21 protein-coding genes and 1 pseudogene are annotated in these 24,515 nt (G+C 41.3%); 19 read left to right on the plus strand and 3 right to left on the minus strand.

Going from position 1 to position 24,515, the window contains the following annotated elements; all coding sequences use genetic code 11:
- Window positions 1-95 precede the first annotated feature (95 nt).
- The 9 genes from GCA01S_RS05745 (at window position 96) to GCA01S_RS05785 (ending at window position 14,788) form a co-directional block, all read left to right on the plus strand.
- On the plus strand, window positions 96-2,165 hold the full coding sequence (locus tag GCA01S_RS05745) for a bifunctional rhamnulose-1-phosphate aldolase/short-chain dehydrogenase (RefSeq protein ID WP_042407977.1): 2,070 nt from the start codon (window positions 96-98) through the stop codon (window positions 2,163-2,165).
- Window positions 2,166-2,263: 98 nt separating this feature from the next.
- Entirely contained in the window at window positions 2,264-3,685 is a 1,422-nt protein-coding gene (rhaB, locus tag GCA01S_RS05750; RefSeq protein ID WP_017434127.1) for a rhamnulokinase, read from the plus strand.
- On the plus strand, window positions 3,682-4,932 hold the full coding sequence (gene rhaA / locus GCA01S_RS05755; protein WP_017434126.1) for an L-rhamnose isomerase: 1,251 nt from the start codon (window positions 3,682-3,684) through the stop codon (window positions 4,930-4,932). The genes rhaB and rhaA overlap by 4 nt, the downstream gene beginning before the upstream one ends.
- Before the next feature lie 171 nt (window positions 4,933-5,103).
- A complete protein-coding gene (locus tag GCA01S_RS05760) occupies window positions 5,104-6,879 on the plus strand; it encodes a cache domain-containing sensor histidine kinase (RefSeq protein ID WP_042407979.1) in 1,776 nt (591 codons plus the stop codon).
- A complete protein-coding gene (locus tag GCA01S_RS05765; protein ID WP_042407982.1) occupies window positions 6,876-8,363 on the plus strand; it encodes a response regulator in 1,488 nt (495 codons plus the stop codon). Before GCA01S_RS05760 ends, GCA01S_RS05765 begins: the two co-directional genes overlap by 4 nt.
- A gap of 247 nt (window positions 8,364-8,610) precedes the next feature.
- Window positions 8,611-9,924, plus strand: coding sequence for an ABC transporter substrate-binding protein (locus tag GCA01S_RS05770; RefSeq protein ID WP_042407984.1), 1,314 nt, complete (start codon window positions 8,611-8,613; stop codon window positions 9,922-9,924).
- Between the two features lie 87 nt (window positions 9,925-10,011).
- On the plus strand, window positions 10,012-10,878 hold the full coding sequence (locus tag GCA01S_RS05775; RefSeq protein ID WP_042407987.1) for a carbohydrate ABC transporter permease: 867 nt from the start codon (window positions 10,012-10,014) through the stop codon (window positions 10,876-10,878).
- A gap of 5 nt (window positions 10,879-10,883) precedes the next feature.
- On the plus strand, window positions 10,884-11,762 hold the full coding sequence (locus tag GCA01S_RS05780; RefSeq protein ID WP_375781801.1) for a carbohydrate ABC transporter permease: 879 nt from the start codon (window positions 10,884-10,886) through the stop codon (window positions 11,760-11,762).
- 95 nt (window positions 11,763-11,857) lie between these two features.
- Entirely contained in the window at window positions 11,858-14,788 is a 2,931-nt protein-coding gene (locus tag GCA01S_RS05785; protein WP_042407988.1) for a glycoside hydrolase family 78 protein, read from the plus strand.
- Window positions 14,789-15,036: 248 nt separating this feature from the next.
- Here GCA01S_RS05785 and GCA01S_RS05790 read toward each other — a convergent pair whose 3' ends face one another.
- Window positions 15,037-15,813 (minus strand): DeoR/GlpR family DNA-binding transcription regulator, encoded by a 777-nt coding sequence (locus GCA01S_RS05790; RefSeq protein ID WP_017434119.1) that lies wholly within the window; start codon window positions 15,811-15,813, stop codon window positions 15,037-15,039.
- 318 nt (window positions 15,814-16,131) lie between these two features.
- Here GCA01S_RS05790 and GCA01S_RS05795 point away from each other — a divergent pair, with 318 nt between their 5' ends.
- The 4 genes from GCA01S_RS05795 (at window position 16,132) to GCA01S_RS20840 (ending at window position 17,966) form a co-directional block, all read left to right on the plus strand.
- Window positions 16,132-16,518 (plus strand): GNAT family N-acetyltransferase, encoded by a 387-nt coding sequence (locus GCA01S_RS05795; RefSeq protein WP_042408052.1) that lies wholly within the window; start codon window positions 16,132-16,134, stop codon window positions 16,516-16,518.
- Window positions 16,515-17,012, plus strand: coding sequence for a GNAT family N-acetyltransferase (locus GCA01S_RS05800; RefSeq protein ID WP_042407990.1), 498 nt, complete (start codon window positions 16,515-16,517; stop codon window positions 17,010-17,012). Before GCA01S_RS05795 ends, GCA01S_RS05800 begins: the two co-directional genes overlap by 4 nt.
- A 162-nt stretch (window positions 17,013-17,174) precedes the next feature.
- On the plus strand, window positions 17,175-17,669 hold the full coding sequence (locus GCA01S_RS05805) for a hypothetical protein (protein ID WP_042408056.1): 495 nt from the start codon (window positions 17,175-17,177) through the stop codon (window positions 17,667-17,669).
- Between the two features lie 207 nt (window positions 17,670-17,876).
- Complete coding sequence (locus tag GCA01S_RS20840) at window positions 17,877-17,966, plus strand: putative holin-like toxin (protein WP_017434114.1); 90 nt, start codon at window positions 17,877-17,879, stop codon at window positions 17,964-17,966.
- Between the two features lie 364 nt (window positions 17,967-18,330).
- On the opposite strand, the gene GCA01S_RS05810 is transcribed toward GCA01S_RS20840, so the two are convergent.
- The gene (locus tag GCA01S_RS05810) at window positions 18,331-19,179 is read right to left on the minus strand and encodes an MBL fold metallo-hydrolase (protein WP_042407993.1); all 849 of its coding nucleotides are present in this window, start codon (window positions 19,177-19,179) and stop codon (window positions 18,331-18,333) included.
- A 150-nt stretch (window positions 19,180-19,329) separates the two neighbouring features.
- On the opposite strand from GCA01S_RS05810, the gene GCA01S_RS05815 reads away from it, so the two are divergent.
- The 3 genes from GCA01S_RS05815 to GCA01S_RS05825 all read left to right on the plus strand — a co-directional run bounded on the left by GCA01S_RS05815 (window position 19,330) and on the right by GCA01S_RS05825 (window position 21,973).
- Window positions 19,330-19,788 carry a hypothetical protein gene (locus GCA01S_RS05815; RefSeq protein WP_042407994.1) on the plus strand — a complete coding sequence of 153 codons (459 nt, stop codon included), beginning with the start codon at window positions 19,330-19,332 and terminating at the stop codon, window positions 19,786-19,788.
- A gap of 164 nt (window positions 19,789-19,952) precedes the next feature.
- Window positions 19,953-20,246, plus strand: coding sequence for a phasin family protein (locus GCA01S_RS05820; RefSeq protein WP_017434110.1), 294 nt, complete (start codon window positions 19,953-19,955; stop codon window positions 20,244-20,246).
- Window positions 20,247-20,296: 50 nt separating this feature from the next.
- Window positions 20,297-21,973, plus strand: coding sequence for an ABC1 kinase family protein (locus GCA01S_RS05825; RefSeq protein WP_042407997.1), 1,677 nt, complete (start codon window positions 20,297-20,299; stop codon window positions 21,971-21,973).
- Between the two features lie 380 nt (window positions 21,974-22,353).
- Here GCA01S_RS05825 and GCA01S_RS21275 read toward each other — a convergent pair.
- Window positions 22,354-22,437, minus strand: a pseudogene (locus tag GCA01S_RS21275) (zinc ribbon domain-containing protein); the annotation flags it as partial.
- A 151-nt stretch (window positions 22,438-22,588) separates the two neighbouring features.
- Between GCA01S_RS21275 and GCA01S_RS05830 the strand changes: the two are divergent.
- The 3 genes from GCA01S_RS05830 to GCA01S_RS05835 all read left to right on the plus strand — a co-directional run bounded on the left by GCA01S_RS05830 (window position 22,589) and on the right by GCA01S_RS05835 (window position 24,427).
- Entirely contained in the window at window positions 22,589-23,572 is a 984-nt protein-coding gene (locus tag GCA01S_RS05830; protein ID WP_081804173.1) for an XdhC family protein, read from the plus strand.
- 311 nt (window positions 23,573-23,883) lie between these two features.
- On the plus strand, window positions 23,884-24,012 hold the full coding sequence (locus GCA01S_RS20850) for a hypothetical protein (protein ID WP_255212262.1): 129 nt from the start codon (window positions 23,884-23,886) through the stop codon (window positions 24,010-24,012).
- A complete protein-coding gene (locus GCA01S_RS05835) occupies window positions 23,984-24,427 on the plus strand; it encodes a nucleotidyltransferase family protein (RefSeq protein WP_255212261.1) in 444 nt (147 codons plus the stop codon). Before GCA01S_RS20850 ends, GCA01S_RS05835 begins: the two co-directional genes overlap by 29 nt.
- Window positions 24,428-24,515 lie beyond the last annotated feature (88 nt).

The raw sequence follows: 24,515 nt of genomic DNA on the forward strand, positions 1-24,515 counted from the left end.
TAATTTTATAAAAAACAAATAAATAAATATATTCAAAAATAAATAAAAATAAACTATAATATTAATCAAAAAAATATAAAAAGGTGGCGAGGTGTATGGTTAAAAGTTTATGGGATCAGAAAAAGGCATCACAGCTCCGCACAGGGCTGGACGAACTAGTATATCGCTCTAACTTGATTGGAGCAGATCGCTCTGTTTGTAACTGGGGCGGCGGGAACACATCGATGAAAACCATTGAAAAAGATTTCCGAGGCCGCGATATCGAGGTGATGTGGGTAAAGGGTAGCGGCTCTGATTTAGCAACAATGAAGAAGCAGCATTTTACAGGATTGAGACTGGAAGATATTCGTCCATTAATCGAACGTGAGCAAATGACTGATGAAGAAATGGTCGAATATTTATCGCATTGTATGATTAACCCGAAACATCCCCGTCCGTCTATTGAGACATTGCTGCATGCTTTTTTGCCGTTTAAGCATGTCGACCACACTCATCCAGATGCCATTATTAGCATTTGCTGTGCCGATAACGGGAAGCAGATTGCTGAAAAGATATATGGGGATCGGTTTGTTTGGGTTCCATATGTACGCCCAGGTTTCACATTATCAAAAATGATCGCAGAAAGAGTCAAAAATAATCCAAATGCCGAATTGGTGCTGATGGAAAAACATGGATTAGTTACTTGGGGAGAAACAGCAAAAGAGTGTTATGAAAAAACCATTTCGATCATTAACGAAGCGGAACAATATATACGAGAACAAATTGATGAAACTTCTGTGTTTGGCGGACAAAAGTATAAGGCGCTTTCAGCAGAGGAAAGAAAGAAAATTTTGGCGCAAGTGATGCCAATTATCCGCGGAGCAGTTAGTGATCAAAAGCGGATGATTTTGTCATATGATGATTCAGATGATGTTCTGCAGTTTGTGAATAGTTATGAAGCTCCTGTGCTTTCACAAATCGGTGCGGCTTGTCCCGATCATTTGGTACATACGAAGCGTGTTCCTTTATATGTTGATTGGGACCCGCAAACAAACGATGTTCATCAATTAATAGAAAAAGTGAAAGAGGGAATTGAAAGATTTAAAGAAGAATATAAGGCTTATTTCGAACGGAATAGAAAAGAAGGAGACCAAATGTTTGAACCGGCGCCGCGTGTAATACTCATTCCTGGTATTGGTATGGTTAATACAGGTAAAAGTTTAGCAATGGCGAACGTTAGTGGCGCGCTATACCATCGGGCTATTGCGGTAATGAAAGGGGCAACATCGCTAGGGAACTTCGTTTCCTTAGATGAAAAAGAGTCTTTTAATGTTGAATACTGGCCGTTGGAGCTTTACAAATTGACCCTTGCGCCGCCTGAAGCAGAATTTTCGCGGAAAGTTGCTTTTGTCACGGGGGGAGCTGGCGGTATTGGCAGCGAAACTTGTCGTCGTTTTGCGTCAGAAGGAGCACATATTGTAGTAGCTGACCTGAACATCGAAGGAGCAGAAAAGGTAGCTGCGGAAATTAATGAGAAATATGGAGAGGGACGGGCTATTGCCGTTCAAATGAATGTGACAAAAGAAGAGGAAGTGAAAGCCGCTTTTGAGCAAACAGTGTTGACTTACGGTGGAGTGGACATCGTTGTCAATAACGCGGGGCTTGCGACTTCCAGTCCATTGGAGGAAACGACATTACAAGAATGGAACTTGAATATGGATGTGCTCGCTACAGGATATTTCCTTGTTGCACGAGAAGCGTTTAAACAAATGAAAAAACAAGGAATCGGCGGAAGTATGGTATTTGTCGGCTCCAAAAACTCGGTATATGCGGGCAAAAATGCGTCAGCATACAGCGCTGCAAAGGCATTGGAAGTGCATTTAGCAAGATGCATTGCAGTAGAAGGTGGACAATACGGTATTCGTGTAAATTCTGTGCTTCCTGATGCAGTGTTGCAAGGATCTGCAATTTGGAATTCAGCTTGGCGCGAGGAGCGGGCGAAAGCATATGGAATCGAACCAGATCAACTAGAGGAATATTACCGGAAACGGACCACATTATTAGTGAATGTTTATCCAAAAGACATTGCTGAAGCCATTGCCTTTTTTGCTTCTTCCAAGTCTGAGAAAACAACCGGATGCATGCTGACTGTAGACGGCGGTGTGCCGGCAGCATTTACTAGATAATCCATATCATCGCGTTTGGAGATAAAGTAATAAAAAAATCTCCAGCGCGATGAACATATGTGTTAGTAGGTAAGCGCTTTCTGATGAGGGGGATTGAAGTGAGCAAGCATTGTTTAGCTGTAGATATTGGTGCGTCCAGTGGGAGAGTGATTGCAGGAAGGTTAGAAGAGGGAAAGTTAAAGATTAATGAGATTTATCGTTTCGACAACCATATTATCCAAAAAGGATCTCATTTTTGTTGGGATCTTGAACACTTATTTCAAGAGATCAAAAAAGGAATACACGCATGCCAGGAAATAGGGATAAAGCCGGAAAGTATTGGTGTGGATACGTGGGCAGTGGATTTTGTTCTGTTGGATGAAGAAGACCAACTGTTGACCGAAGCGGTAGCCTATCGTGATCCACGCACCGATGGCATGATGGAGAAAGCGTTTCAAATTATTGGAAAAGAACAGTTATATTTTGACACAGGAATTCAGTTTCAAAAATTTAATACAATTTATCAGTTGTATGCCATCCAGCAAACCAACCCTGAACTTTTACGGCAGGCCAGAACCTTTTTAATGATTCCTGACTATTTCCATTACTTATTGACAGGGAAAAAAGTCAATGAATACACGAATGCAACCACCACTCAATTAGTAAATGCGTTTACACGGACATGGGACAAACGGATATTGCGGCAGCTTGGAATCAATGAAGAGATGTTTCAACCCATTCATCCGCCAAAAACATTGTTAGGAAATTTGAGAAAGGAATTGGTCAAGGAATTTGGCTTTGATATGAAGGTGATTTTACCAGCGACTCATGACACTGCTTCTGCCGTTATTGCTGTTCCGGAATCAGAAAATACAATTTATATCAGCTCAGGTACATGGTCATTAATTGGTGTGGAAAATCATGACCCGATTTGTACAGCTGATGCACTGAAATGCAATTTTACCAATGAAGGTGGCATCGATTATCGTTTTCGATTTTTAAAAAACATAATGGGGCTTTGGATGATCCAAGAAGTGAAAAGGAATTACAGGGATCGGTATTCCTTTGCACAATTAGTAGAAATGGCTCGAGAAGAGAAAGAATTTACCTCTATTATTCATGTAGATGACGGAAGATTTTTGAAGCCAGATAATATGGTGGAAGAAATCCAAAAATATTGTCAAGAGATGAATCAGCCTGTACCAAGAACACCAGGGCAAGTGGCAAAATGTATCTTTGATAGTTTAGTCGTCAGTTATCAAAAGGCAATCCAAGAGATTGAAGAGATCGTTGGGAAAAAGTTTAGTCAAATTAATGTTATTGGCGGCGGCTGTCAAAATGAATTATTGAATCAAATGATTGCAGATGTGACTGGTAAAGAGGTGTACGCTGGACCAGTGGAAGCGACAGCGATCGGAAATATTGTTGTACAGCTTATGGCTCTTGGTGACATTCAAACGCTGGATCAAGCAAGGACGATCATCAAACGTTCTTTTCCATTACGGCGATTTGTATCGAAAAAGGAGAGGGGCAGAGTATGAGAAAAGAAAACTTTGACAGAGCGAAACAAGATTATGAAAAATGGGGAATTAATGTTGATGAAGTATTTCATCAATTAAAAAGTGTATCTATTTCGATTCATTGTTGGCAAGGGGATGATGTATCAGGTTTTGAGGTGAAAAAGGCGGAATTATCTGGCGGAATTGATGTTACTGGTAACTACCCAGGTAAAGCACGAACACCGGAAGAATTAAGACAAGATTTAGAAAAAGCACTATCACTTATTCCAGGTAAGCATCGTGTGAATTTGCATGCGATGTACGCAGAAACAAAAGGAAAAGTAGTAGAAAGAGACGAATTAGAACCGGAATATTTTGGGAATTGGGTGAATTGGGCCAAGGAACATGGGTTAGGATTAGATTTTAATCCAACGCTTTTTTCTCATGAAAAAGCGGCAGATGGCCTTACATTATCCCATCCGAATGAAGAAATCAGGCAATTTTGGATTCGTCATTGTATTGCGAGTCGCAAAATTGGGGAGTATTTTGGTAAACAACTCGGCACTCCTTGTTTAACAAACATATGGATTCCAGATGGATATAAGGATATTCCAAGTGATCGGTTAACACCAAGACAGCGATTAAAAGATTCATTAGACCAAATTTTTGCCGAAGAGATAGATGAAACTTATAATATTGATGCAGTCGAAAGTAAATTATTTGGAATTGGTTCGGAGTCATATGTTGTCGGCTCTCATGAATTTTATTTAGGTTATGCGCTAACGAATAAAAAGGTATACTTACTGGATACAGGACATTTTCATCCAACGGAAACAATTTCTAATAAAATTTCTGCTCTACTGCTTTACTTTGATAAACTCGCATTGCATGTATCGAGACCGGTTCGATGGGATAGTGACCATGTTGTTATTTTTGATGAGGAACTAAGAGAAATTGCACTAGAGATTGTTCGCAATCAGGCGTTGGAGCGTGTGATGATTGGCTTGGACTTTTTCGATGCAAGCATCAACCGGATTGCAGCTTGGGTTATCGGAACGCGCAATATGATTAAAGCATTGTTATATGCGATGCTAATGCCAAACGATTACCTGAAGCAGTTGCAGGAAAGCGGAAACTTTACAGAAAGACTCGCACTCATCGAGGAGTTTAAAACATATCCGTTTGGGGCAGTATGGGACGCTTATTGTGATTATATGGGCGTGCCTGTAAGAGAGACATGGTTAGAAGAAGTGAAAAAGTATGAGCAAGAGGTATTACGAAAACGGTAATTTCTGGATTGATTTGAAAAGTGGTATGCACATGAATGACCCAGTATTTATACTGGGTTTCTCTCGTTGTTGGGGCTAAATGATAAGTAGATATTAATTGTAACATATTTTGTTAAGATAGATTGATTATTATAATGTAGGTCAAATAAGCTTTGCTAGGGTAGGATTGTAATGAAAAAACAATGGTTTAGGAGAATTATGAGACTGTTTCGTTTTCAGAATGTTCGCGACAAATATTTTATTGCGATGATCAGTCTTTCGCTTCCGCCTCTTTTTCTGTTAGGGTTCTTTTCCTATAATATTGCAAAAGATACACTAGTGCAAAACCAGTTGCGAGTGACAGAAAACCATCTGGAGACAGCCAATGAGGTAGCTGATTTGCTGTTACGCAATATTATCAATATGGAGAGAGTCATTTCGTGGAATAAGGACATTCAACGAGAATTAAAAAGAAGTGCTTCCCATAAAGATAGCAAACAGAAAATCATTAATATGGGTACAGTTAGGCGTATCCAAAATTTGCTTTCTAATTATCTTATTGATACTCAAGATATTGATTCGGTTTGTTTATTTGATCCACATTACCGTTCTGTATGTTACGGAAATTCTAAAAGTATGGGCCACTATGGAAGCAATGATAACTTTGCGGAGATTGCGCAGACGGACTGGTATAAAAGAAGTGTAGAAGCAAAAGGAAAGCCAGTATTTTTTGATTACAATGTTTTAACAGATACACGGACAAGCAACACATTTTCTTCGGTCAAGCTATTAAGGGATCCTGAACAATTATTTCATCCACAGATTACAGGATTATTAGTGGTAAACATTAAAAAATCCATATTTTTAAAAGTGTTTAATGAAAAGGAGAACCGAGGATTTATTGTCCTTAATCCTTCTAGAAAAGGAGTAAGTGTTGTATATGATTCTACTTCTTCTTTTCATATAGAAAGTAATTTAGGAAATAGTATTTTATCTGCGTTTCAAAAGCTAAGGGATAGAGGCTATTTTCTTAGCAGCTATACAAATCAAACAACAGGATGGATGTTTATCCATGTAATTAAAGAAAAAGAGTTGCTCCAACAGCCAAACCAAATAGGAATGGTGACGGCCTTCATCGCTTCTTTCATGGCTCTTATTTCTTTATTTCTTTCCTTTGTTTTTTCTGGGTCTATTACAAGACCGCTTAGACAATTAAAAAAAATAACCGTAGAATTAGCAAAAGGGATATGGGATGTTCATGACGCTACTGAAGAGAATGAAATTGTTGTCATTGAAGAGACATTTAAGCGAATGACAAAAGAGAATCAAAAGCTTAACGAACAGTTGATCCGTTTGCAATTAAAGGAGCGGGAGGCAGAACTACGGGCGCTCCAAGCGCAAATTAAACCCCATTTTCTATATAATACATTAGATTCGATTTACTGGATGGCCGTATTACAAAATAATCATGATATCGCTAAAATGGCAATATCTCTGTCAGAGAGTTTTAAGTTAAGCCTGAATAATGGGAAAGAATTTATTCCTGTAGCGAAAGAGCTGGAACATATTCAACACTACATGACGATTCAAAATATGCGGCATAACAATCGCTTTCAGTATATTCAAAAAGTAGATCGTGCCCTAATGGATAAAGAAATATTGAAACTATTACTTCAGCCGCTTGTGGAGAATGCTATTTATCATGGTTTAGAACCGAAAGTGGGGAAAGGAACTGTTCGATTGACTGGAAAAATAGAGAGTGGATTTATTATTTTTACAATCGAAGATGATGGGGTAGGAATGGAAGATTTGGAAGCGATCGAGAAGGGATACGGTTTACGAAATGTTCGTGAACGTTTAGCGCTATATTATGGGGCAGACAGTAGATTTACCATTTCAAGCGAAGTAAATCGAGGAACGAGAGTAGAAATTCGATTCCCTATGGAGACAAAGGAGGGAAATCCGTGATAAAGGCTGCCGTATTTGATGATGAATATATTGTACTCCATGGTCTCCAAACGATGATTGACTGGTCACAATATGGAATTGAATTAGTAGGAACTGCTGCGGATGGACTTAGTGCTTTATCGTTATGGAAAACATACCGTCCTGATATTGTCTTTACAGATATCCGGATGCCTGGTATAGATGGGTTGCAACTTGTGGAAAAGATCTTGTCAGAATCGCCTGAAACGATATGTATTGTATTCAGTGGTTTTAATGAATATGAGTACGTAAAGAAAGCCATTAAATTAGGGGTGGCGGACTATCTAGAAAAGCCAATTACCGTATCTATGATGAAGGATACCATTCCTAAAATTATTGAGAAGATCGAGCAAAAAAAGGAACTTTCTATGCTGAAATCAAAATGGGAGAATAGCCAACGCGAGTTACTAGAAAAAGCCACATTAGACTTGCTATTGCTGGGGAATGAGGCAGAAGCAAAGTGGCGGGAATGCTTTGGAGATGATGCAGACCGTGTTGTTGGGATAACGGTTATTGCGTTATCGGAATATCGCTATTTTATAAGCAATGACCCTTCTTACCGTATTGTTTATGTGCGAAATGGATCCGAGCAGCTGTTTGTCGTTTTTCATTTTGATGTTCAATCGGATGTTTTATGGAAACAATTATGTTTTTGGGCAGAGCAGGTAGGAATAACAGTAGGATGCGGCCGAACATATTCACATATAACTGATGCCCCGAAAAGCTATAAAGAGGCTTTACAGGCGTTGAAATATGGGCGGTTTATGGAGGAAAAAGGTTGGATTCATTTTGAAGATATAAGTGGCGATTCTCCATTTTCTACGGATCTACCAGAGCAAGAGGAAGCAGTTATGTTTTATATACGGACTGGAGATAAAGAAGGGCTACTTCGTCAGCTGGATGGTTATATAAAACAATTAAAATCGAAAGGGCTCCATCCAAATATTGTGGAGAGGGAAGTATTGAAATTTGTTTATTTTGCAATCGAAGCAGCAAAGGAAACAGGAGCAAACATAGATGAGATATGGGGGAAAGATTATTTGCCTCATGTGGAGATACGTCAAATGAATACAAGGGAAGAAATGTTCCAATGGCTGCGTTCGCAAATGGAAATGATTATGGATTGGGTAATGGCGTTCCGCCAAAAAACGAAGCATAGTGCTGTAGAAAAAGCGTGCATCTATATAAAAGACAATTATAATAGGGACTTGACCCTGCAGGAAGTCGCCGAACATGTAGGGATGAATCCTGCCTATTTTAGTTTGCTGTTTAAAGAAGAAATGGGGCAGTCGTATATTAAATATTTGACTGAAATTCGTATGGAGCAGGCGAAGGAATTGCTTCGGGAAGGATATAAGGTAACGGATGTTAGCGAGATGGTCGGCTATCATAGCTATAAACATTTTTCTGAGGTGTTTAAAAAATATGTTGGGATGAAACCAGGACAATATAAAGAAATTTTTTAAAAAGTTTTTTGGAAAAGGCTTAAAAGCCTTTTTTTGTTTGGTTAGGTTTGTATGCGCTGTAATATTTCTGATCTAAAGATCATTTTATTATTACTGCTATCCAAAAAAAACGGACAAAAAACAAAAAGAACACACTTATCAAGTTCCTTAGCAATCGTTTACAATGATCTTAAGTAAATCTGGGCTCAGAGAAGAAACAAGAAGAAACAATATAAAAAATGAAAGCGTTTAAAAAGGGGGATTAAAAATGAGGAAGAAAACAAAAATATTTTCATCACTATTGTGTAGTACGGTACTTATGATGGGGATATTGACGGGGTGCAGCGATAGCGGTAAAGACACGTCGAATAATGCAGCAAAAGAACAAAAAACCCTTACACTTTTAATTGACAATCAAACAACATTGGATGGAATCAAAGCGGTTGCAGATGCATTTGAGAAAAAATACGACATTAAAATAGAATTTGAAACTCGTCCAGGGGGAGCAGAAGGAGATAACGTTGTCAAAACCCGTTTGGCCACGGGAGATATGACCGATCTTGTTTACTACAATTCAGGAGCTCTCGTACAAGCGTTAAATCCAGAACAAAACTTTGTAGATCTAACAAATGAGCCTTTTATGAAAAACGTGATGGATTCTTTTAAGAAGACGGTTACCGTAAATGGAAAGGTATATGGTATTCCTGCAGGGCCTGTTATAGTTGGTGGATGGTTATATAATAAGAAAGTTTATAAAGAACTTGGACTTTCCATTCCAAAAACTTGGTCAGAGTTAATGAAGAATAATGAGAAAATAAAGGCAGCAGGTAAAACACCGGTAATTGGAACTTATAAGGATGATTGGACAACACAATTGATTGTATTAGCAGATAACTATAATGTCCTTGCAAAGACCCCTACATTTGCAGAAGACTACACTGCTAATAAGGCGAAATTTTCTGATACCCCAGAAGCACTTCGCAGTTTCAAAAAATTAGAAGAAGTGTATAAAAAGGGGTATTTGAATAAGGATTTTCTAGCTACAAATTATGATGCTGGTTTAAAAATGCTGGCTGAAGGCAAGGGTGTTCATTATCCAATGCTTACGTTTGCACTGACAGCAATTGCAAAAAATTATCCAGATAAGATTAATGACATCGGTGTATTTCCACAGCCTAGCGACAGCCCGGATATTAACGGTTTTACTGTATGGATGCCTGCAGCTATCTATATTAACAAAAATAGCGATCATGTTGAGGAAGCAAAAAAATTTGTAGAATTTTATATCTCTCCAGAGGGAATGAATGCATATCTTTCTAAAGTGAAACCAGAGGGACCTTTAGCAATAAAAGGAGCTAAACTTCCAGATGATGTTTACCCAGCAGTAAAGGAAATGCTTCCTTATTTTGAATCGGGAAAAACGGCTCCGGCTTTAGAATTCCTTAGCCCTGTCAAAGGTCCAAGCTTGCCGCAAATCACGACAGAAGTAGGGAGCGGTATTAAATCAGCGAAGGAAGGAGCCAAGTTATATGATCGAGATGTTGAAAAGCAAGCAAAACAACTTGGTCTCCCAGGATGGTAATAATAAAAGATTTTAAATGATGAGAGGCCCTGTTTATGTTTCTATAGCAGGGCCGATCTTCTACATGGAAATGAGGTGGATAAGCAGATGACGAAGTCAATCAATCGATTTTATACGTATTATTTTCTGTTACCTGCCGGAATTATTTATTTTGTGTTTTTCTTATTTCCAACTATTATGTCGTTCTTTTTTAGTATGACGTGGTGGACGTTGACAGATTGGAAGTTTATTGGATTAGAAAATTTTATCACTTTTTTCACGGAGCCATCATTGAATATCGGTTTTAAAAATACGATTATCTACGCTGTGGTGACATCTGGTCTGAAAGTGATATTCGGCTTTCTTCTCGGTGTGTTTCTTTGTTCAAGATTAAAAACGAAATCGTTTATTCGTTCGATGGTTTTCTTTCCAACGTTGTTGAGTACGATTGCTGTCGGGATTGCATTTACTGTGATGATGCATCCAACTCAGGGATTGATTAATAAAACTCTCCAGGTACTCGGAATGGTCGGACCAGATTGGCTTGGGGATACGCGCATCGCTCTTTTATCGGTTGCGCTTGTCGATGTATGGAAAGGCGTAGGAATAGCGACCGTGATTTTTATTGCTGGGATTATGTCGATTCCGGAAGAATATTATGAAGCACTGATGATGGACGGAGGCAATGCATTTCATAAATTTTGGTATATTATCCTCCCGCTTAGCCGTCCAGCTATGAATTCAGTCATTATCCTTTCATTTATCGGAGGATTGCGTTCTTTCGACTTGATATGGGCGATGACAAAAGGAGGACCGGGATTTAGTACGGATCTTATTGCTTCGATTATTTACAAACAATATCAAGCTGGTTTTTATGGGCTCTCAACCGCCGGAAACGTGATTTTATTTATAGTAGTATCTGCTTTAGCACTTCCATTATATGTATACTTAAACAGAAAAGAGGTGGATGTATGATGCCGATGAAAAAAGAAATGAGTCAACTAGCAGAAGAGACAAAAAGAGCAGTTTGGAACGGAAAAAAGGTAAAACAGTTAATTATTGAAGTCATTGCAGTCCTATTAACTATTGTTGTTTTTGGCATTCCTTTTTACTTCGTCATTATTAATGCAGTAAAGAATACACAAGAATCTTCCTTATTAAATATGAGTTGGCCTAGTAGTTTTCATTTGCTAGAAAACGTAAGGACGGTATTAACTGCTAATGATGGTATGGTGGTGCGTGCATTTATCAACAGTACACTGCTTACTGTATTTTCTATTATTATTTTAGTTCTTGTAAGTTCCATGGCTGGGTTTGTTTTACAAAGAAAAATAAACAAGCTTAGCTCATTTTTTAACTTTCTAGTTATTACAGGATTAATTATTCCTCCTGCTGTGGTACCAACGATATGGGTTCTTAATTCTCTTGGGTTGTTTAAAACATTGCCAGGTATTGTGCTTGTGGAGGTAGCACTTGGATTTCCTTTTGCTGCTTTGCTTTACAAAAGTTTTATGGCCACGATTCCACGTGAAATTGACGAAGCAGCACTTATAGACGGTTGTGGGAGTTTTCGCTTGTTTTTCCATATTATTTTCCCACTTCTAAAGCCGGTTACATCAACTATAGTCATTTTATCGGCAGTAGGAATTTACAATGATTTCGTTAACCCATTGTATTTTTACCCTGGAGCGGAAAATGTGACATTGCAGCTTACTCTTTACAATTTTATGAGCATGTATAAAACGGATTGGAATCTTCTTTTTACAAATATATTACTCATCTCCCTTCCGCCGCTAATATTATTTATTTTCTTCAGTAAAAAGATTATTGCTGGAATGACAGCTGGTTCAATTAAGTAGTCGTTGCATAAGGAATGATTTGTACCTCTATTGTGGTCAAAAAAATGATTTTAATAAACGTCTGTTGAAAAAATCAAAGAGAGGAGTAGAAGAGAATGAATGCTTTAAAAGTAAAGGATTTGAGGTGTGAATATAAAACCAATCCACTCGGAATAGATGTAAGAAAACCTCGAATCAGCTGGCGCATTGAATCGGATCGTCGGGGAACGATGCAACGAGCTTACCGTCTTCAAGTTTCTATAGTGGAAAATGATTTTGAAAACCTAGTGTGGGATACGGGATATATAGAGTCAGACCAATCCATTCATATCGAATATGATGGACCAGAACTAACTTCTCGAACAAGATATTATTACCGAGTGAAAATTTGGGACAATTTTGGTCGTGAGTCGGATTGGAGCGAAACTGCTTGGTGGGAAACGGCGCTTCTTGATACCAGCGAATGGAAGGCACAGTGGATTACTCCTGATCCAAACGAGATAGATCCTTTATCTGAACCCGTTTTTCTCCTTCGGAAAAGTTTTGAACTGAAAACAGGAATTTCCGCGGCACGCGTTTATGTAACCGGGGTTGGTCTATATGAATTGTATTTGAATGGAGAACGTGTGGGGGAAGATCTTCTAACCCCGGGTTGGACTAGTTATAAAAAGCGTCTTCAATATCAAACGTATGATGTTACATATCAGCTTCAAGAAGGATCAAATGCTATCGGTATTATGCTCGCGGATGGCTGGTACAAAGGAACATTAGGATGGGAAGGAAAGCGTCACATTTATGGGGATCGTCGTGCAGCCTTGGTTCAACTTCATGTTCAATATGAAGATGGGACGGAAGAATTAATTGTAACGGATACAACTTGGAAAGCCTCGATAGGGCCAATTTTGTATTCGGAAATTTATCATGGCGAAGTGTATGACGCTCGTTTAGAAAAACAAGGATGGAGTAGTGCGCATTTCAATGATGCGGACTGGAAAGGCGTTGTTGTTTGTGATTTACCACTGATTCATTTAGTGGCGCAGGAAAATTGGCCTACTCTCGTAACCGAAACGCTCCGCCCAATCTCTTCTTTCGTGACACCGTCGGGAGAAACGGTGTTGGATATGGGACAAAATATGGTGGGACGGATCCGAATGACAGTCCATGCCCCTGCTGGCACGCGTATCACCCTTCAGCATGCTGAAGTGCTTGACAAAGAAGGAAACTTTTACACGGGAAACTTGCGCAAAGCGAAGCAGACGGTAACATATATTGCAAAAGGGGAAGGTACGGAAGTTTATGCGCCTCATTTCACTTTTCAAGGATTTCGTTATGTGAAAGTGGAAGGATATCCGAATCAAGAAAACGGTCTGCCACTCAACTGCTTTATTGGCGAAGTCATTCATTCGGACATGGAACCGACAGGATATTTTGAATGCTCGAATCCATTAGTTAATCAGCTCCAACAAAATATTCGATGGGGGCAACGAGGTAACTTTGTCGATGTGCCGACCGATTGCCCGCAGCGTGATGAACGTCTAGGCTGGACAGGCGATGCACAAGTGTTCATTCGTACAGCATTGTTTAACTATCAAGGAGCTCCATTTTTTACGAAGTGGCTTCGCGATTTAAGAGCGGACCAATTGTCTGATGGCGGCGTTCCATTTGTAATCCCTGATGTGCTGACTAATTCGATCGGTGAAGCTTCCTCAGCTGCATGGGGAGATGCAGCGGTGATTTGTCCATGGACCGTCTATCTTGTTTATGGGGATAAGCGTTTGTTATCGGAGCAGTATGATAGCATGAAAGCATGGGTGGAGTATATACGAAACCAAGGAAACAATGAGTATCTGTGGAATACAGGGTTTCATTTTGGAGATTGGTTGGCATTAGACGCAAAAGAAAACAGCTATATTGGTGCAACTCCTAAAGATCTCATTGCCACCGCGTTTTACGCTTATTCGACACGCCTTGTTCGCGATGCGGCGGTTGTACTAGAAAAAGCGGAAGATGTAAGAATATATAGTGAACTATTACATCGAATTATTGCGCAGTTTCGTGAAGAATTTGTTACGCCGTCTGGGCGATTAGCATCCCCGACGCAGACAGCTCATGTGCTGGCCCTTATGTTTGATTTAGTGGAAGGAGAAACGAAAAAGCGAATTGCCCATGAATTAAATGAAATGATTATAGAAAACGATTATCATTTAACAACAGGATTTGTAGGTACGCCTTATTTATGCTTTGTTCTTTCAAACAATGGTTACCACGAAACGGCAATGAAACTGTTATTACAGGACACATATCCGTCATGGCTTTATAGTGTGAAGAAAGGTGCAACGACAATTTGGGAGCATTGGGATAGCATTAAACCAGACGGTTCATTTTGGAGCGACGATATGAACTCCTTCAATCATTATGCCTATGGGTCTATAGGAGATTGGATGTATCGTGTAGTGGCTGGATTAGATATGGATGAAACAGAACCTGCCTTTAAGCGCATTCGTATTCAGCCAAGAATCAGCGGTCCCGAATTGACGTATGCAAAAGCATCTTACCATTCGATGTATGGTCTAATTGAATCGTTATGGCATTTGAGCGATGATGAAGTAGAAGTGAAGGTTCAGATTCCTGCCAATACAACGGCAGAAGTACTTCTTCCGGACGCAAAGCTGAAAGAGGTAAAAGAAAGTAGAAGTTCTATAGAATCCGTCACAGGTATTTATTCTGCTATAGAAACAACAAAAGGTGTACAGCTAACAGTTGGATCAGGTGTCTACCATTTTGTATATCCAAATAAGCATGGGCTTAGAGTTACTTTCTCTGCAGATACAAGATTGATTGATTTGTTGGCATATGAGGAAGCGGTACAACTATTGGAAACATACGCTCCAGGAATTACAGCTCAACCGACATTCGGTCAAACGAAGACATATACGTTAAGACAATTAGCAAGTATGCCGAAAGTACCGCTATCGATTCATCAATTAGATGAGATTGTGGAAAAGTTAAATGCTCTTGATCTAAGACAAGCAGCCATCAAAAATTAGAGGTTAAAATGATATTGTGAATATCCAAATGACAGTCAGGTGACACTGATATGTAGGAGAATAAAGGTGCTAATATTCGATTTCTCCCGCAAGAAAATCCCCTTAATACTGAAAGTTTGATCATCTGCGGTGTTTTAGTGGTTAGTGTAAACCAAAGAAAACAGTGCACGTTCCATTCGATTTATGGAACGCGCACTTATTTTTACGTAAACATAATGATGCAGGGAAGTTTGTATTGCTTGACATCATTAGTATGCTGAACGAAGAGTTTCCACTATAGTGAAAGGGACGTTCCTATCTTCTAGTTCCTTTCTACAATGGATATCAATTTTGTTGTCCGTAATAATGTGATCGATATCGCTTAAGGATGCCATGTGCACAAATGTACGAATACCAAATTTGCTGGAGTCCACCATTAGAATCGTTTGATCGGCAATATCCATCATTCTTTTTTTCAATAAAGCTTGCCATTCGTTAGATTCACTTAATCCGTTCTCCAAATGGATCCCTTTACAGGAAAGAAAGGCTTTATCAACATGATAAGTTTCAAGGGATCGTTCTGCTAATGGACCAACATAGGAAAGCGATCTTGGCAGCAGCATTCCTCCTGTAGAAATGACTTGAATTTTTTCTTTTTTGCTTAATTCAATAGCTACTTTGATAGAATTTGTTACAACAGTTAAAGGCATATCAGGAAGCGATTTGGCAAGATACCAAGCTGTCGTGCTGGCGTCCAAAATAATACGGTCACCGCTAGAAATTTGTTTGACAGCCTCTTGAGCAATCGCCTTCTTTTCTGCTACATTAGTAATTTCCCGTTCGGAAAAATCGATTTCGCTTTCATCGCGAATGCTAATAGCCCCTCCATGGCTTCGTTTTAATTTATTTTCTCTTTCCAATTTTTCCAAATCACGACGAATGGTTTCCTCTGTTACTGAAAATAGCTTGCTTAGCTCGGATACACGAACGCTTAATCGTTCGTTTACAATTTCTACAATTTTTTGTTGTCTTTCTGCTGCTAACATCATGAACTCCTTTCCGGTTTGTTTTTCTAAAAATTGTTTGTTTATGTTTGTTTATTTCTGTTTATATCATAACATACTTTTGTTTATTGTCATGATAGTATTTTGTTTATTCAGAAAAAATACGGGATACAGTGGAAAGTTTATAGAAGGAGGCAATGTTGTTAAGGTCGAAAAAATAACATTAACAGTTAGATGAAAAAACAAAAATTTAGAAAAAGCAAAGAAACCATCCGTTCTTGATAACTTTTTCAAAGAGTGAAGGGAAGAAGATAAGTGATCGAAATCAGTCATGATCTATCCAAGGCAAATTGGCAACAGATGAAAGAGGTATATGAATCCGTCGGCTGGACGAAACATACGGAAGAAGTCATCCGGCAGGTATTTGAAGCAAGCAATGTCATTGCACTTGCCTTTTGTGACGGCCGCATTATCGGATTCGGCCGCGCTCTTTCCGATGGCGTGTTTAATGCGGCGATTTACGATGTGGTCGTTCATCGTGATTTTCAAGGGCGTGGCATCGGAAAAGCAATTGTGGAAGATTTGCTTGATCAGCTGCAGCATATTTCTTGCGTTCATTTGATTGCGACGACAGGAAACGAGCCGTTTTACCAACAAGCAGGGTTTAAAAAGGTAAAAACGGCGATGGGGCGGTATCGCAGCCGCGATTTAGCGCGGGAATATTTAGAGGGGGGAGAAAATGCATGAAAATAAGGCATGCGACGGTAGACGATGCGGAAGAATTGGCACATCTTATCTTGCAAGTAGAAAAAGAATCAGACTTTTTATTGTTTGAAGCAGGAGAACGAACTCTCACCCCAAAACAGCAGCGAAGCCAAATCGAAGCAATGCAGAATGAGGAAAACTCCACGATACTGGTGGCAGAGGCGGAAGGAAAACTGGTTGGGTATTTAGTCGCAAGGGGAGGGCGTGCGAGACGAAATAAACATACGGCATATATCGTCATTGGTGTGCTGGCTTCATACAGAGGAAAAGGAATCGGTACGATGCTGTTTGCCGAATTGGAGCGTTGGGCTCGCACGAAAGGCATTCACCGGTTGGAACTGACGGTAGTCGTTGACAATCAACGCGCGGTATCGCTGTATCGCAAAATGGGATTTGAACGGGAAGGAATCAAGCGTCATTCTCTTTTGATAAACGGAAAATATGTTGATGAATATTATATGGCAAAATGGTTGTAATTCGGAGGAAACAAGATGGAACGCATTCATTTTTTAAAGCAAAGCCACTTTTATGAACAAAACGATAATAGGATCGAATTCATCACGATGACAAAAAACCGTCTAATATGAAAACAAGGTACTTTGTTTTCAATTAGCATTGGAGGATTAGAAATGGAAGAAATGAAGCTATTTGTTAAAATCGCTCTGCATCGAATGTATGACCATTATCTGCCTAAATTGCTTCGTTCGATTCAGGCATTCAATACGGAACAATTGTGGGAATGTAATGCGCCAGGTTTGAACTCTGTTGGCGGTATCGTTCTGCATATTTGTGAACACGTGAAAAGGAATACGCTCAGCTATTTGCAGCGTAACATCAAGTTTGATGCAGGAATTGAAGAATATTTTCCTCAGTTAGATTTCACACCGGATATGCTGTCCACCATCGTTCAGGAAACTTTTGATAAATGGAAACATCAGATTACGAATATGATCAACGAGAACAATTACAGTGACATCGATATGCATAGCCTCTTTCATTTGGTCGAACATACGAGCTACCATTTAGGGCAAATTGTCGATAGAGCGAAGAGAATGACGGGAACTTCATTTCAGTTTTGCCAAAACGGATTAAATGAAAAAACGTTACGGTCGATTATCGAAAACGAAAAGTGATAGTGAGGAGAATGAATTAGCTTAAAGAAGGAAAAGAGTGGGAAGCGCAGATACATGCTACTATCCATTTAACAGACGGAAACATCACCTTTTTCCTATTTTGCGAATATATGTTCTTATATTCTGGCAATTTATGATATAATAAACATGCACAGCTACATGCAGGGTGGGCAGTGGCTACTCCCTTAAAGAAGGGAGGTGCCGCTGATGATGACCATTGCCGATGCGCTGACATTAATGATTGCCTTTGCATCGCTCATTGTCACCGTCATCGCTGTATCCAAAAACAAAAAGTAACCCACCCTGCTCGGCCTAAGTGAGGGTAGGTTACTATCCGCTTTCCGGGCCACTGCACTTCTTGCAGTAAGCTGTGTATCGATGGGACATTGGTTGCCGCCAATGTCCTGTTTTTATCTTATTGCTGTTCAACTTTATTATACGCATACAGTGGATGACATGACAAGAAAATTATCTTTGTATTAGTATTATTGGTTTTTTTCACAGGGAAACGTTCGCGGTTGTTGCGCTGGCGTTATACGTTTCGGGTGAACGAAGGCGATGAAGAATGGGAACGATTGCTTGTTGCGGCATATGTGCTATTTAATTACACGTATTGCCAGTAAATATGACGCCTCCCGACTATTTGCGGAAGGCGAATTTGTCAATGAACATATTTTCCGTAATCCGGCACGGCGATGCGGTCAAACTCACGCGCTAGCTTTTCTAATCCTTTCCGCAGTTTGTCACCTGATACTGGCACTCCATGTCCGGTAATAGCCTCTTCTGGCTGCAATGCCGCCAGCTTTCTTACTGATTCGCGGGCGGCGTTCCAGTCGGTCGTATAGTAGCGCGGCGGCCCGCTAATTTCCGTTTCTTGCGTGAACACTTTATATAAAGAATCTTGGCGGACGGTGACAAACGCATCCCCGGCAATTAGCGAGCGGTCTCTGTCGCGAAACAGCGATACATGTCCAGGAGTATGCCCAGGCGTATGAATCCAACGGAAATCAGGCAAGTGCGGCACCGTGCCGTCGCTAGGAGGCGGCTGAACATGACTGCCTAAATCGATTGGTTCATTTGGGAAAAACGCTGACATTTTCGCCACCATTCCGCCTTCCACCGACGGGTCTGGCTCCGGATAGCGCGCTTTTCCTGTTAAATAAGGAATCTCTGCTTCATGAGCATAAACAGGAACGTTCCAATATTTCACAAGCTCTATAACCGCCCCGACATGGTCAAAATGGCCGTGCGTTAAGATGATCGCCTGCGGACGGCTGTCGGTACCAAAACGCTTTTCGGTGACAGCGATGATATCGCCCGCTGATTTTGGCATTCCGGCATCCACCAGGACAAACTCTTTTTTGTCAGGATCGCCGACAAGGCAAATGTTGACGATTTGAATCGTATGGCAATATAAATCCGGCCGTACTTCCACGCTCGCACCGCTGGTGACCGAAGTGGCAGGGATAAATTTATAATCCTCGCCGTAACGGAGTTCTTCCTTTGTCATTTCGGCTGGCCTCCTTCCATTGAATGTCCAATGATACTATTCCACTTCCTTTCGTCCGCTATGCGCTTTCGAAAGAAGACAAAGCTGTTTCATAAAAAGACAGTCGAAAAGGAAAACTAACAAAAATGATATGTGCTAGGAGGGAAGTTCATGAAACAATTGGTGTTGGCTTTACTCTTATTTGGATCTGCCGTTTTCATTCCTGTGCAAACGAAGGCCGCTTCATCTATATCCGTTCCTTGCAGCTTAGTATTAAAGCCAGTAGACAGCAGCTATCCAAACGCGATGGGGGTGGCTCTCGTGTATAAAGTAAAATTGATCACAGGCTCCCCACGCACCAGTATTAGCATTCATGCTCTTCACTTGCCTAAGCCTTCCTCTTTTGGAGATTACGATCGCTTCGAGGGTTTTGCATTCATCCCAAATGTCATTAGCTGGCGTTTCCCGCTTTATCCGACTCCAGAAACGGATGATCCAACATGGGCTGGGCGTCTTGACAGTATAACAGCAGGATTGGAAGACGTTCAAATACAAGTACGGCTTTCTAACACAAAAACAGGGAAGTTGGGGCCGGTGATCTTAACGAACAGCATCAATTACTGTAAGTAGTTGTTAGGATTACTTCCTGTTTTATCTGCCAATAGGAGGAAATATGAGGAAAATGGGAAAATGAAACTTGAAGGGTATTTTCCTTGCGAATGGAAGAGCTCGACACAAGATTGTGAAAGTGGTATCATAATGGAAACAAAACCATAAAGGAGGTCGCGGCCATTATGAGCATTCTCAAAAAAGGGCTGGCGTTTGGAATTGGATTGGCGTTAGCGAGCAAGGAACAGGCAGAAAAGCTGATTGACGAATTGGTGAAAAAAGGGGAATTGTCGCTCGAAGAATCGAAGGATATTATCGATCAGTGGAAGCAGCAAACAGAAGAAAGAAAAGCAGAATTGCAGCGCATCGTGCGCGAACAGATCAAACAAGTAATCGATAAATTCGATTTGGTGACGAAAGATGAACTGCAACAATTAGAGCAACGAATCCGCCGTTTAGAAGAAAAAGAAGACCAGTAATTGAACGGGGCCGCCCATGATGGCCCCTAGACATTAAAGGGGATGGACGGATGATTGGGAAAAGAATGCGTCATATGAGCCGTTATCGCGATATTGCGGTTGCTTTGCTCCGCCATGGCTTTGAAATGGTGGTCGAGGAAATCGGCTTTTCCCAGTTTCTTTCCCTTCCACAACGGCTTCGTGTGGACAAAAAGGAGAAGAACGGAAAAACGATTGGTGAGCGCATCCGTCTTGTGCTTGAGGAATTAGGACCAACTTTCGTGAAATTAGGACAGCTGGCCAGTACGCGCCCCGATCTGCTGCCGGAAGGCATTATCCGTGAACTGGAAAAATTGCAAGATCAAGTCCCGCCTTTTTCGTTTGACGATGTTCGCCGCATTATTGAGGAGGAGTTGGGAGGGAAGCTGGACCATATTTTTCAGTCTTTTGAGGAAGCTCCGCTTGCCGCTGCCTCCATCGGACAAGTTCATCGGGCGGTCCTTCATTCCGGCGAAAAGGTGGCGGTGAAAATCCAGCGTCCGCATATCGCCGCGATCATTGAAACGGATTTGGAAATTCTTCAAGATTTGACCGTGCTCGCGGAACGCCGCTTAGAGTGGGCGGCGCAATATCGCATACGTGATATATTGGACGAACTATCGAAATCGCTTCGCCTAGAACTCGATTACACCGTAGAAGCGCGCAACGCCGAGAAATTTTCCAAACAGTTTCAAAACGATTCGGCTATTTATGTGCCAAAAGTGTTTTGGGACTATTCAACAAAAAAAGTGCTGACGATGGAATATGTGGAAGGCATCAAACTAGGGGAACTAGAGTGGCTGAAACAACGCGGCTATAACTTAAAAACTCTGGCGAAGCGGCTGGCAAAGGGAATGTTCCAGCAAATTTTCATGGCAGGCTTTTTTCATGGCGATCCCCATCCGGGAAATGTGTTGGCTTTGCCAGGTGACGTAATTGCCTTCATTGATTTCGGCATGGTAGGGCGAATTACTCCAGAAATGAAATATCACTTATCGTCCTTCATTATCGCTTTGATGCGTCAAAGCACCGATGGAGTCATGAAAGCGATCGGGGATATGGGCTTAGTACCGGATGAAGTAGATATAAGACAGCTGCGTCAGGATATCGAGCAATTACGGGAAAAATATTATCATATTCCGTTGAGCCAAATCAGCCTCGGCGAAGCGGTTCAGGATTTGCTTCATGTTGCATTCCGCCACTCGATTCGCATCCCGAGCGATTTAACATTGTTAGGGAAGGCGCTGTTGACGATGGAAGGGGTCGTGGAAAAGCTGGATCCTGACTTTAGCATGATCGACATTGCCGAACCGTTTGGCCGCCAGTTGCTAAAGGAGAGGATGCGGCCGAAAAACGTAGCGGAAATGGCATGGAAACGCCTTTCTGATTATGGGGAACTGTTCGTGGATTTGCCGAAAAATGTAAAAGAATTAACGAGGCTGATGAAACAAGGAAAAGTGCGCTGGGAGATTGGCATCGCTGACTTGGAGTTTTTATTGAGAAAATTAGACCAAATCAGCAACCGCTTATCGTTTAGCATCGTTTTGCTTTCCTTCAGCATCATTATGGTCGGCATCATCATCGGCTCGTCGATGGGCAGACAATCGACATTGCTGTGGAAAATCCCGGCGATCGAGATTGGCTTTTGCGTCGCTACCTTAATGTTTTGCTGGCTTTTATATTCGATTTTTCGATCGGGAAGGTTTTGATGATCCCCACTTACCAGCTAACGTCGGTGAAAGTGGGGATTCTTTAGTGATCTGTCCCTCTTAGTTTGCGTTCTGCCTACCTTTGTCAACCATCTATTTAAAAAAATAGGAGTTTAACTTTTGTACATTTCCTTTCCCGGGAGCCGTTTTCGAAAGGAAGAGGCCTATTTGGCTTCTTTCTTATCAGGAGACGTGACTATGTCAACTACCCAACGGCTTAAGCCGTGAGCTTGCAGCTAGCTAATTGGCTGCCGCGTTCGGATGGTTGACCGCAGCCCTGCGGATATTTTCCGCAGCCACGTTGTTGGCAGGGAGGGAGCATACCCACAAGCGCGACAATAAAACTGCCCCCTTGACGATCTGCTTTCTTTGGCAACATGCCCGCAAATCGGACAGTTGCAGGAAGTATTCTTCGGAGGAACCAATACCATCCGAACGCCAACGATCGCTGCTTTATACTCCATAAGCTTTCTCAACTGATAAAAAGATCAAGAAGAATGTTGATATATAATATACAAATTCACATCATCTCTAATCATTCTTGTTTTCCCACAGCCGTTAAACTACTAAAATAACTTTGCTAATTTGACGGAGTCGAAGATTTTAGAACTAATAATGAATGCTCTATTGACGATTACCCAGGTACAAGGCTCCGCGTACCGCCTGCCGGGTGCCAAAATGATGATGACCGAAACAGGTAATATGTTTGGTACACTCAGCGGGGGCTGCCTCGAATCGGACCTTTATGGATGGGCGGAAAAAGCAATAGAAGAAGGCGAACCTCGACTCGTAAATTATGACCTCAGTGAAAATGAATTATGGTCTCTTGGGATTGGCTGCAAAGGAACGATGGAAGTCGCCATCTTTCCTATTCATTCTGAAGATCCTTTCTGGCGATCGGTGCAGGAAGCCATCGCCCAAGATCGTGCCATCTCACTGGCTATTGAATTGCCAACGGGTATCCGTGTCGTATTTGACGAGAAAAATCCCATCGCCGGCGATATTGACAAGCTGCCAGAAGCTGTCGCGCGGAAGCTGATAGATCGTGTCGAAAATCGTACGAGAGCGGAGATAGCTATAGTCGATAATCGACGTTTTTACATTGACACGATGCGGCCAAACGAACATTTGATCATCTGTGGCGCAGGTCACGATGCCGTTCCAGTGGCGAAGCTCGCTGCCAAATGCGGATTCCGTATAACCGTGCTCGATCCACGCAAAGAATTTAACGGAGTCAAACGCTTTCCTATGGCCCAACACCTGGTAGCTGAACCTGACGAGGTTGATCCAGCACAACTGGAGGGGAACTGGTGGCTAATCATGAATCACTTGCAAATGCGGGACGAAGCTGCACTACGTCTAGCGCTGCAGGCAAAACCAAAATTTATAGGTATACTTGGTCCCTTGTCACGTACTCGGGAGATGTTTCAGAATATTGGCGCCGACATGAACAGTGCACCGATTCATGCACCAGTTGGACTGGATGTGGGTGCAGAAACGGTTGAAGAAGTTGCCGTTTCCATCGTGTCTGAGTTACTCGCAGTGCGATCGGCTCGCCCGGGGCAGCCGCTGCACGGTAGAGAAAAAATTCACGTTTGACGGCTGGGGCGCTTCTACTTGCAGCGCCCTACCAAATGATCCTTTCTTCCAAGGTGTTACATTTTGAACATCGGCAAACATGCTAATGTGGTATTGACAAATATTGTGGAAGAATGAACACCTTCGGAACGAAAGGAAGCGTAAAGGGTTCTTGTATGTTGCTTATTGTTCGGCGAAAACATACAGTCGCTTGAAGCCCTCACCTCTAAGCGAAGCGCAGGTGGTGGGTAGTTGGCATACTATTTAATTGGTGGGAAAAGTGTATGAACGATATTGGTGCTATTATTTTAGCTGCCGGCATGTCTAAACGAATGGGACAACCAAAACAATTTCTTAACTTGCACGGAAAGCCCCTGTTTCGACATGCAGTTGAAACCGCTGTACACTCGGGACTCCGACCAGTTGGTCGTAGTGGGCGGCGAACAGACCGAGTTACTTAAGGAACATACCCGTGATTTACCGGCTATTGTGATTCACAATCCAAATTTTTCTGAAGGGTTGTCGTCTTCGTTAAAGGCCGGGGTGAAAGCTATTCAGGATAAAGTTTCAGCAACATTTATTTTTTTGGCTGATCAACCGTTTATTCCTGTTATGGTTGTTAAGCGGTTGAGGGAAACATATGATATGGCAAAGTCAAAAAATATCAAAATTATCCGTCCCCGCTATGCATCTGTCCCTGGTCATCCAGTCTTGTTTGATGCGGAAATTTTCTCGGAGTTGCTTTGTATTGAAGGAAACCAGGGTGCACAACAAGTCATTCAACAACATTTAGCTGAACTAAAATATGTCGATTTTGACAATCCACTATGGGGGGCAGACATCGACACTCCAGAAGAGTGGCAAAGATACAAATGAGGTACGGCCAGCCCTAACTAGTTTTCTAGGTACAAAGGTTAAACAGACAAGTAAGGCAAACTAATACATAAGAAGTTGCCGATTTTAG

Source organism: Parageobacillus caldoxylosilyticus NBRC 107762 (assembly GCF_000632715.1).
GTDB classification, from domain to species: Bacteria; Bacillota; Bacilli; order Bacillales; family Anoxybacillaceae; genus Saccharococcus; species Saccharococcus caldoxylosilyticus.

Coding starts and splice junctions, on each gene's coding strand:
- GCA01S_RS05790 (WP_017434119.1), bottom strand. CDS start 15,813: ATGTTAGCAGCAGAAAGACAACAAAAAATTGTAGAAATTGTAAACGAA.
- GCA01S_RS05780 (WP_375781801.1), top strand. CDS start 10,884: ATGAAAAAAGAAATGAGTCAACTAGCAGAAGAGACAAAAAGAGCAGTT.
- GCA01S_RS05815 (WP_042407994.1), top strand. CDS start 19,330: ATGAAACAATTGGTGTTGGCTTTACTCTTATTTGGATCTGCCGTTTTC.
- GCA01S_RS05795 (WP_042408052.1), top strand. CDS start 16,132: ATGAAAGAGGTATATGAATCCGTCGGCTGGACGAAACATACGGAAGAA.
- GCA01S_RS05810 (WP_042407993.1), bottom strand. CDS start 19,179: ATGACAAAGGAAGAACTCCGTTACGGCGAGGATTATAAATTTATCCCT.
- GCA01S_RS05770 (WP_042407984.1), top strand. CDS start 8,611: ATGAGGAAGAAAACAAAAATATTTTCATCACTATTGTGTAGTACGGTA.
- GCA01S_RS05760 (WP_042407979.1), top strand. CDS start 5,104: ATGAAAAAACAATGGTTTAGGAGAATTATGAGACTGTTTCGTTTTCAG.
- rhaA (WP_017434126.1), top strand. CDS start 3,682: ATGAGAAAAGAAAACTTTGACAGAGCGAAACAAGATTATGAAAAATGG.
- GCA01S_RS05800 (WP_042407990.1), top strand. CDS start 16,515: ATGAAAATAAGGCATGCGACGGTAGACGATGCGGAAGAATTGGCACAT.
- GCA01S_RS05805 (WP_042408056.1), top strand. CDS start 17,175: ATGAAGCTATTTGTTAAAATCGCTCTGCATCGAATGTATGACCATTAT.
- GCA01S_RS05830 (WP_081804173.1), top strand. CDS start 22,589: ATGAATGCTCTATTGACGATTACCCAGGTACAAGGCTCCGCGTACCGC.
- GCA01S_RS05825 (WP_042407997.1), top strand. CDS start 20,297: ATGATTGGGAAAAGAATGCGTCATATGAGCCGTTATCGCGATATTGCG.
- GCA01S_RS05775 (WP_042407987.1), top strand. CDS start 10,012: ATGACGAAGTCAATCAATCGATTTTATACGTATTATTTTCTGTTACCT.
- GCA01S_RS05745 (WP_042407977.1), top strand. CDS start 96: ATGGTTAAAAGTTTATGGGATCAGAAAAAGGCATCACAGCTCCGCACA.
- GCA01S_RS20840 (WP_017434114.1), top strand. CDS start 17,877: ATGATGACCATTGCCGATGCGCTGACATTAATGATTGCCTTTGCATCG.
- GCA01S_RS05820 (WP_017434110.1), top strand. CDS start 19,953: ATGAGCATTCTCAAAAAAGGGCTGGCGTTTGGAATTGGATTGGCGTTA.
- GCA01S_RS05785 (WP_042407988.1), top strand. CDS start 11,858: ATGAATGCTTTAAAAGTAAAGGATTTGAGGTGTGAATATAAAACCAAT.
- GCA01S_RS20850 (WP_255212262.1), top strand. CDS start 23,884: ATGGGACAACCAAAACAATTTCTTAACTTGCACGGAAAGCCCCTGTTT.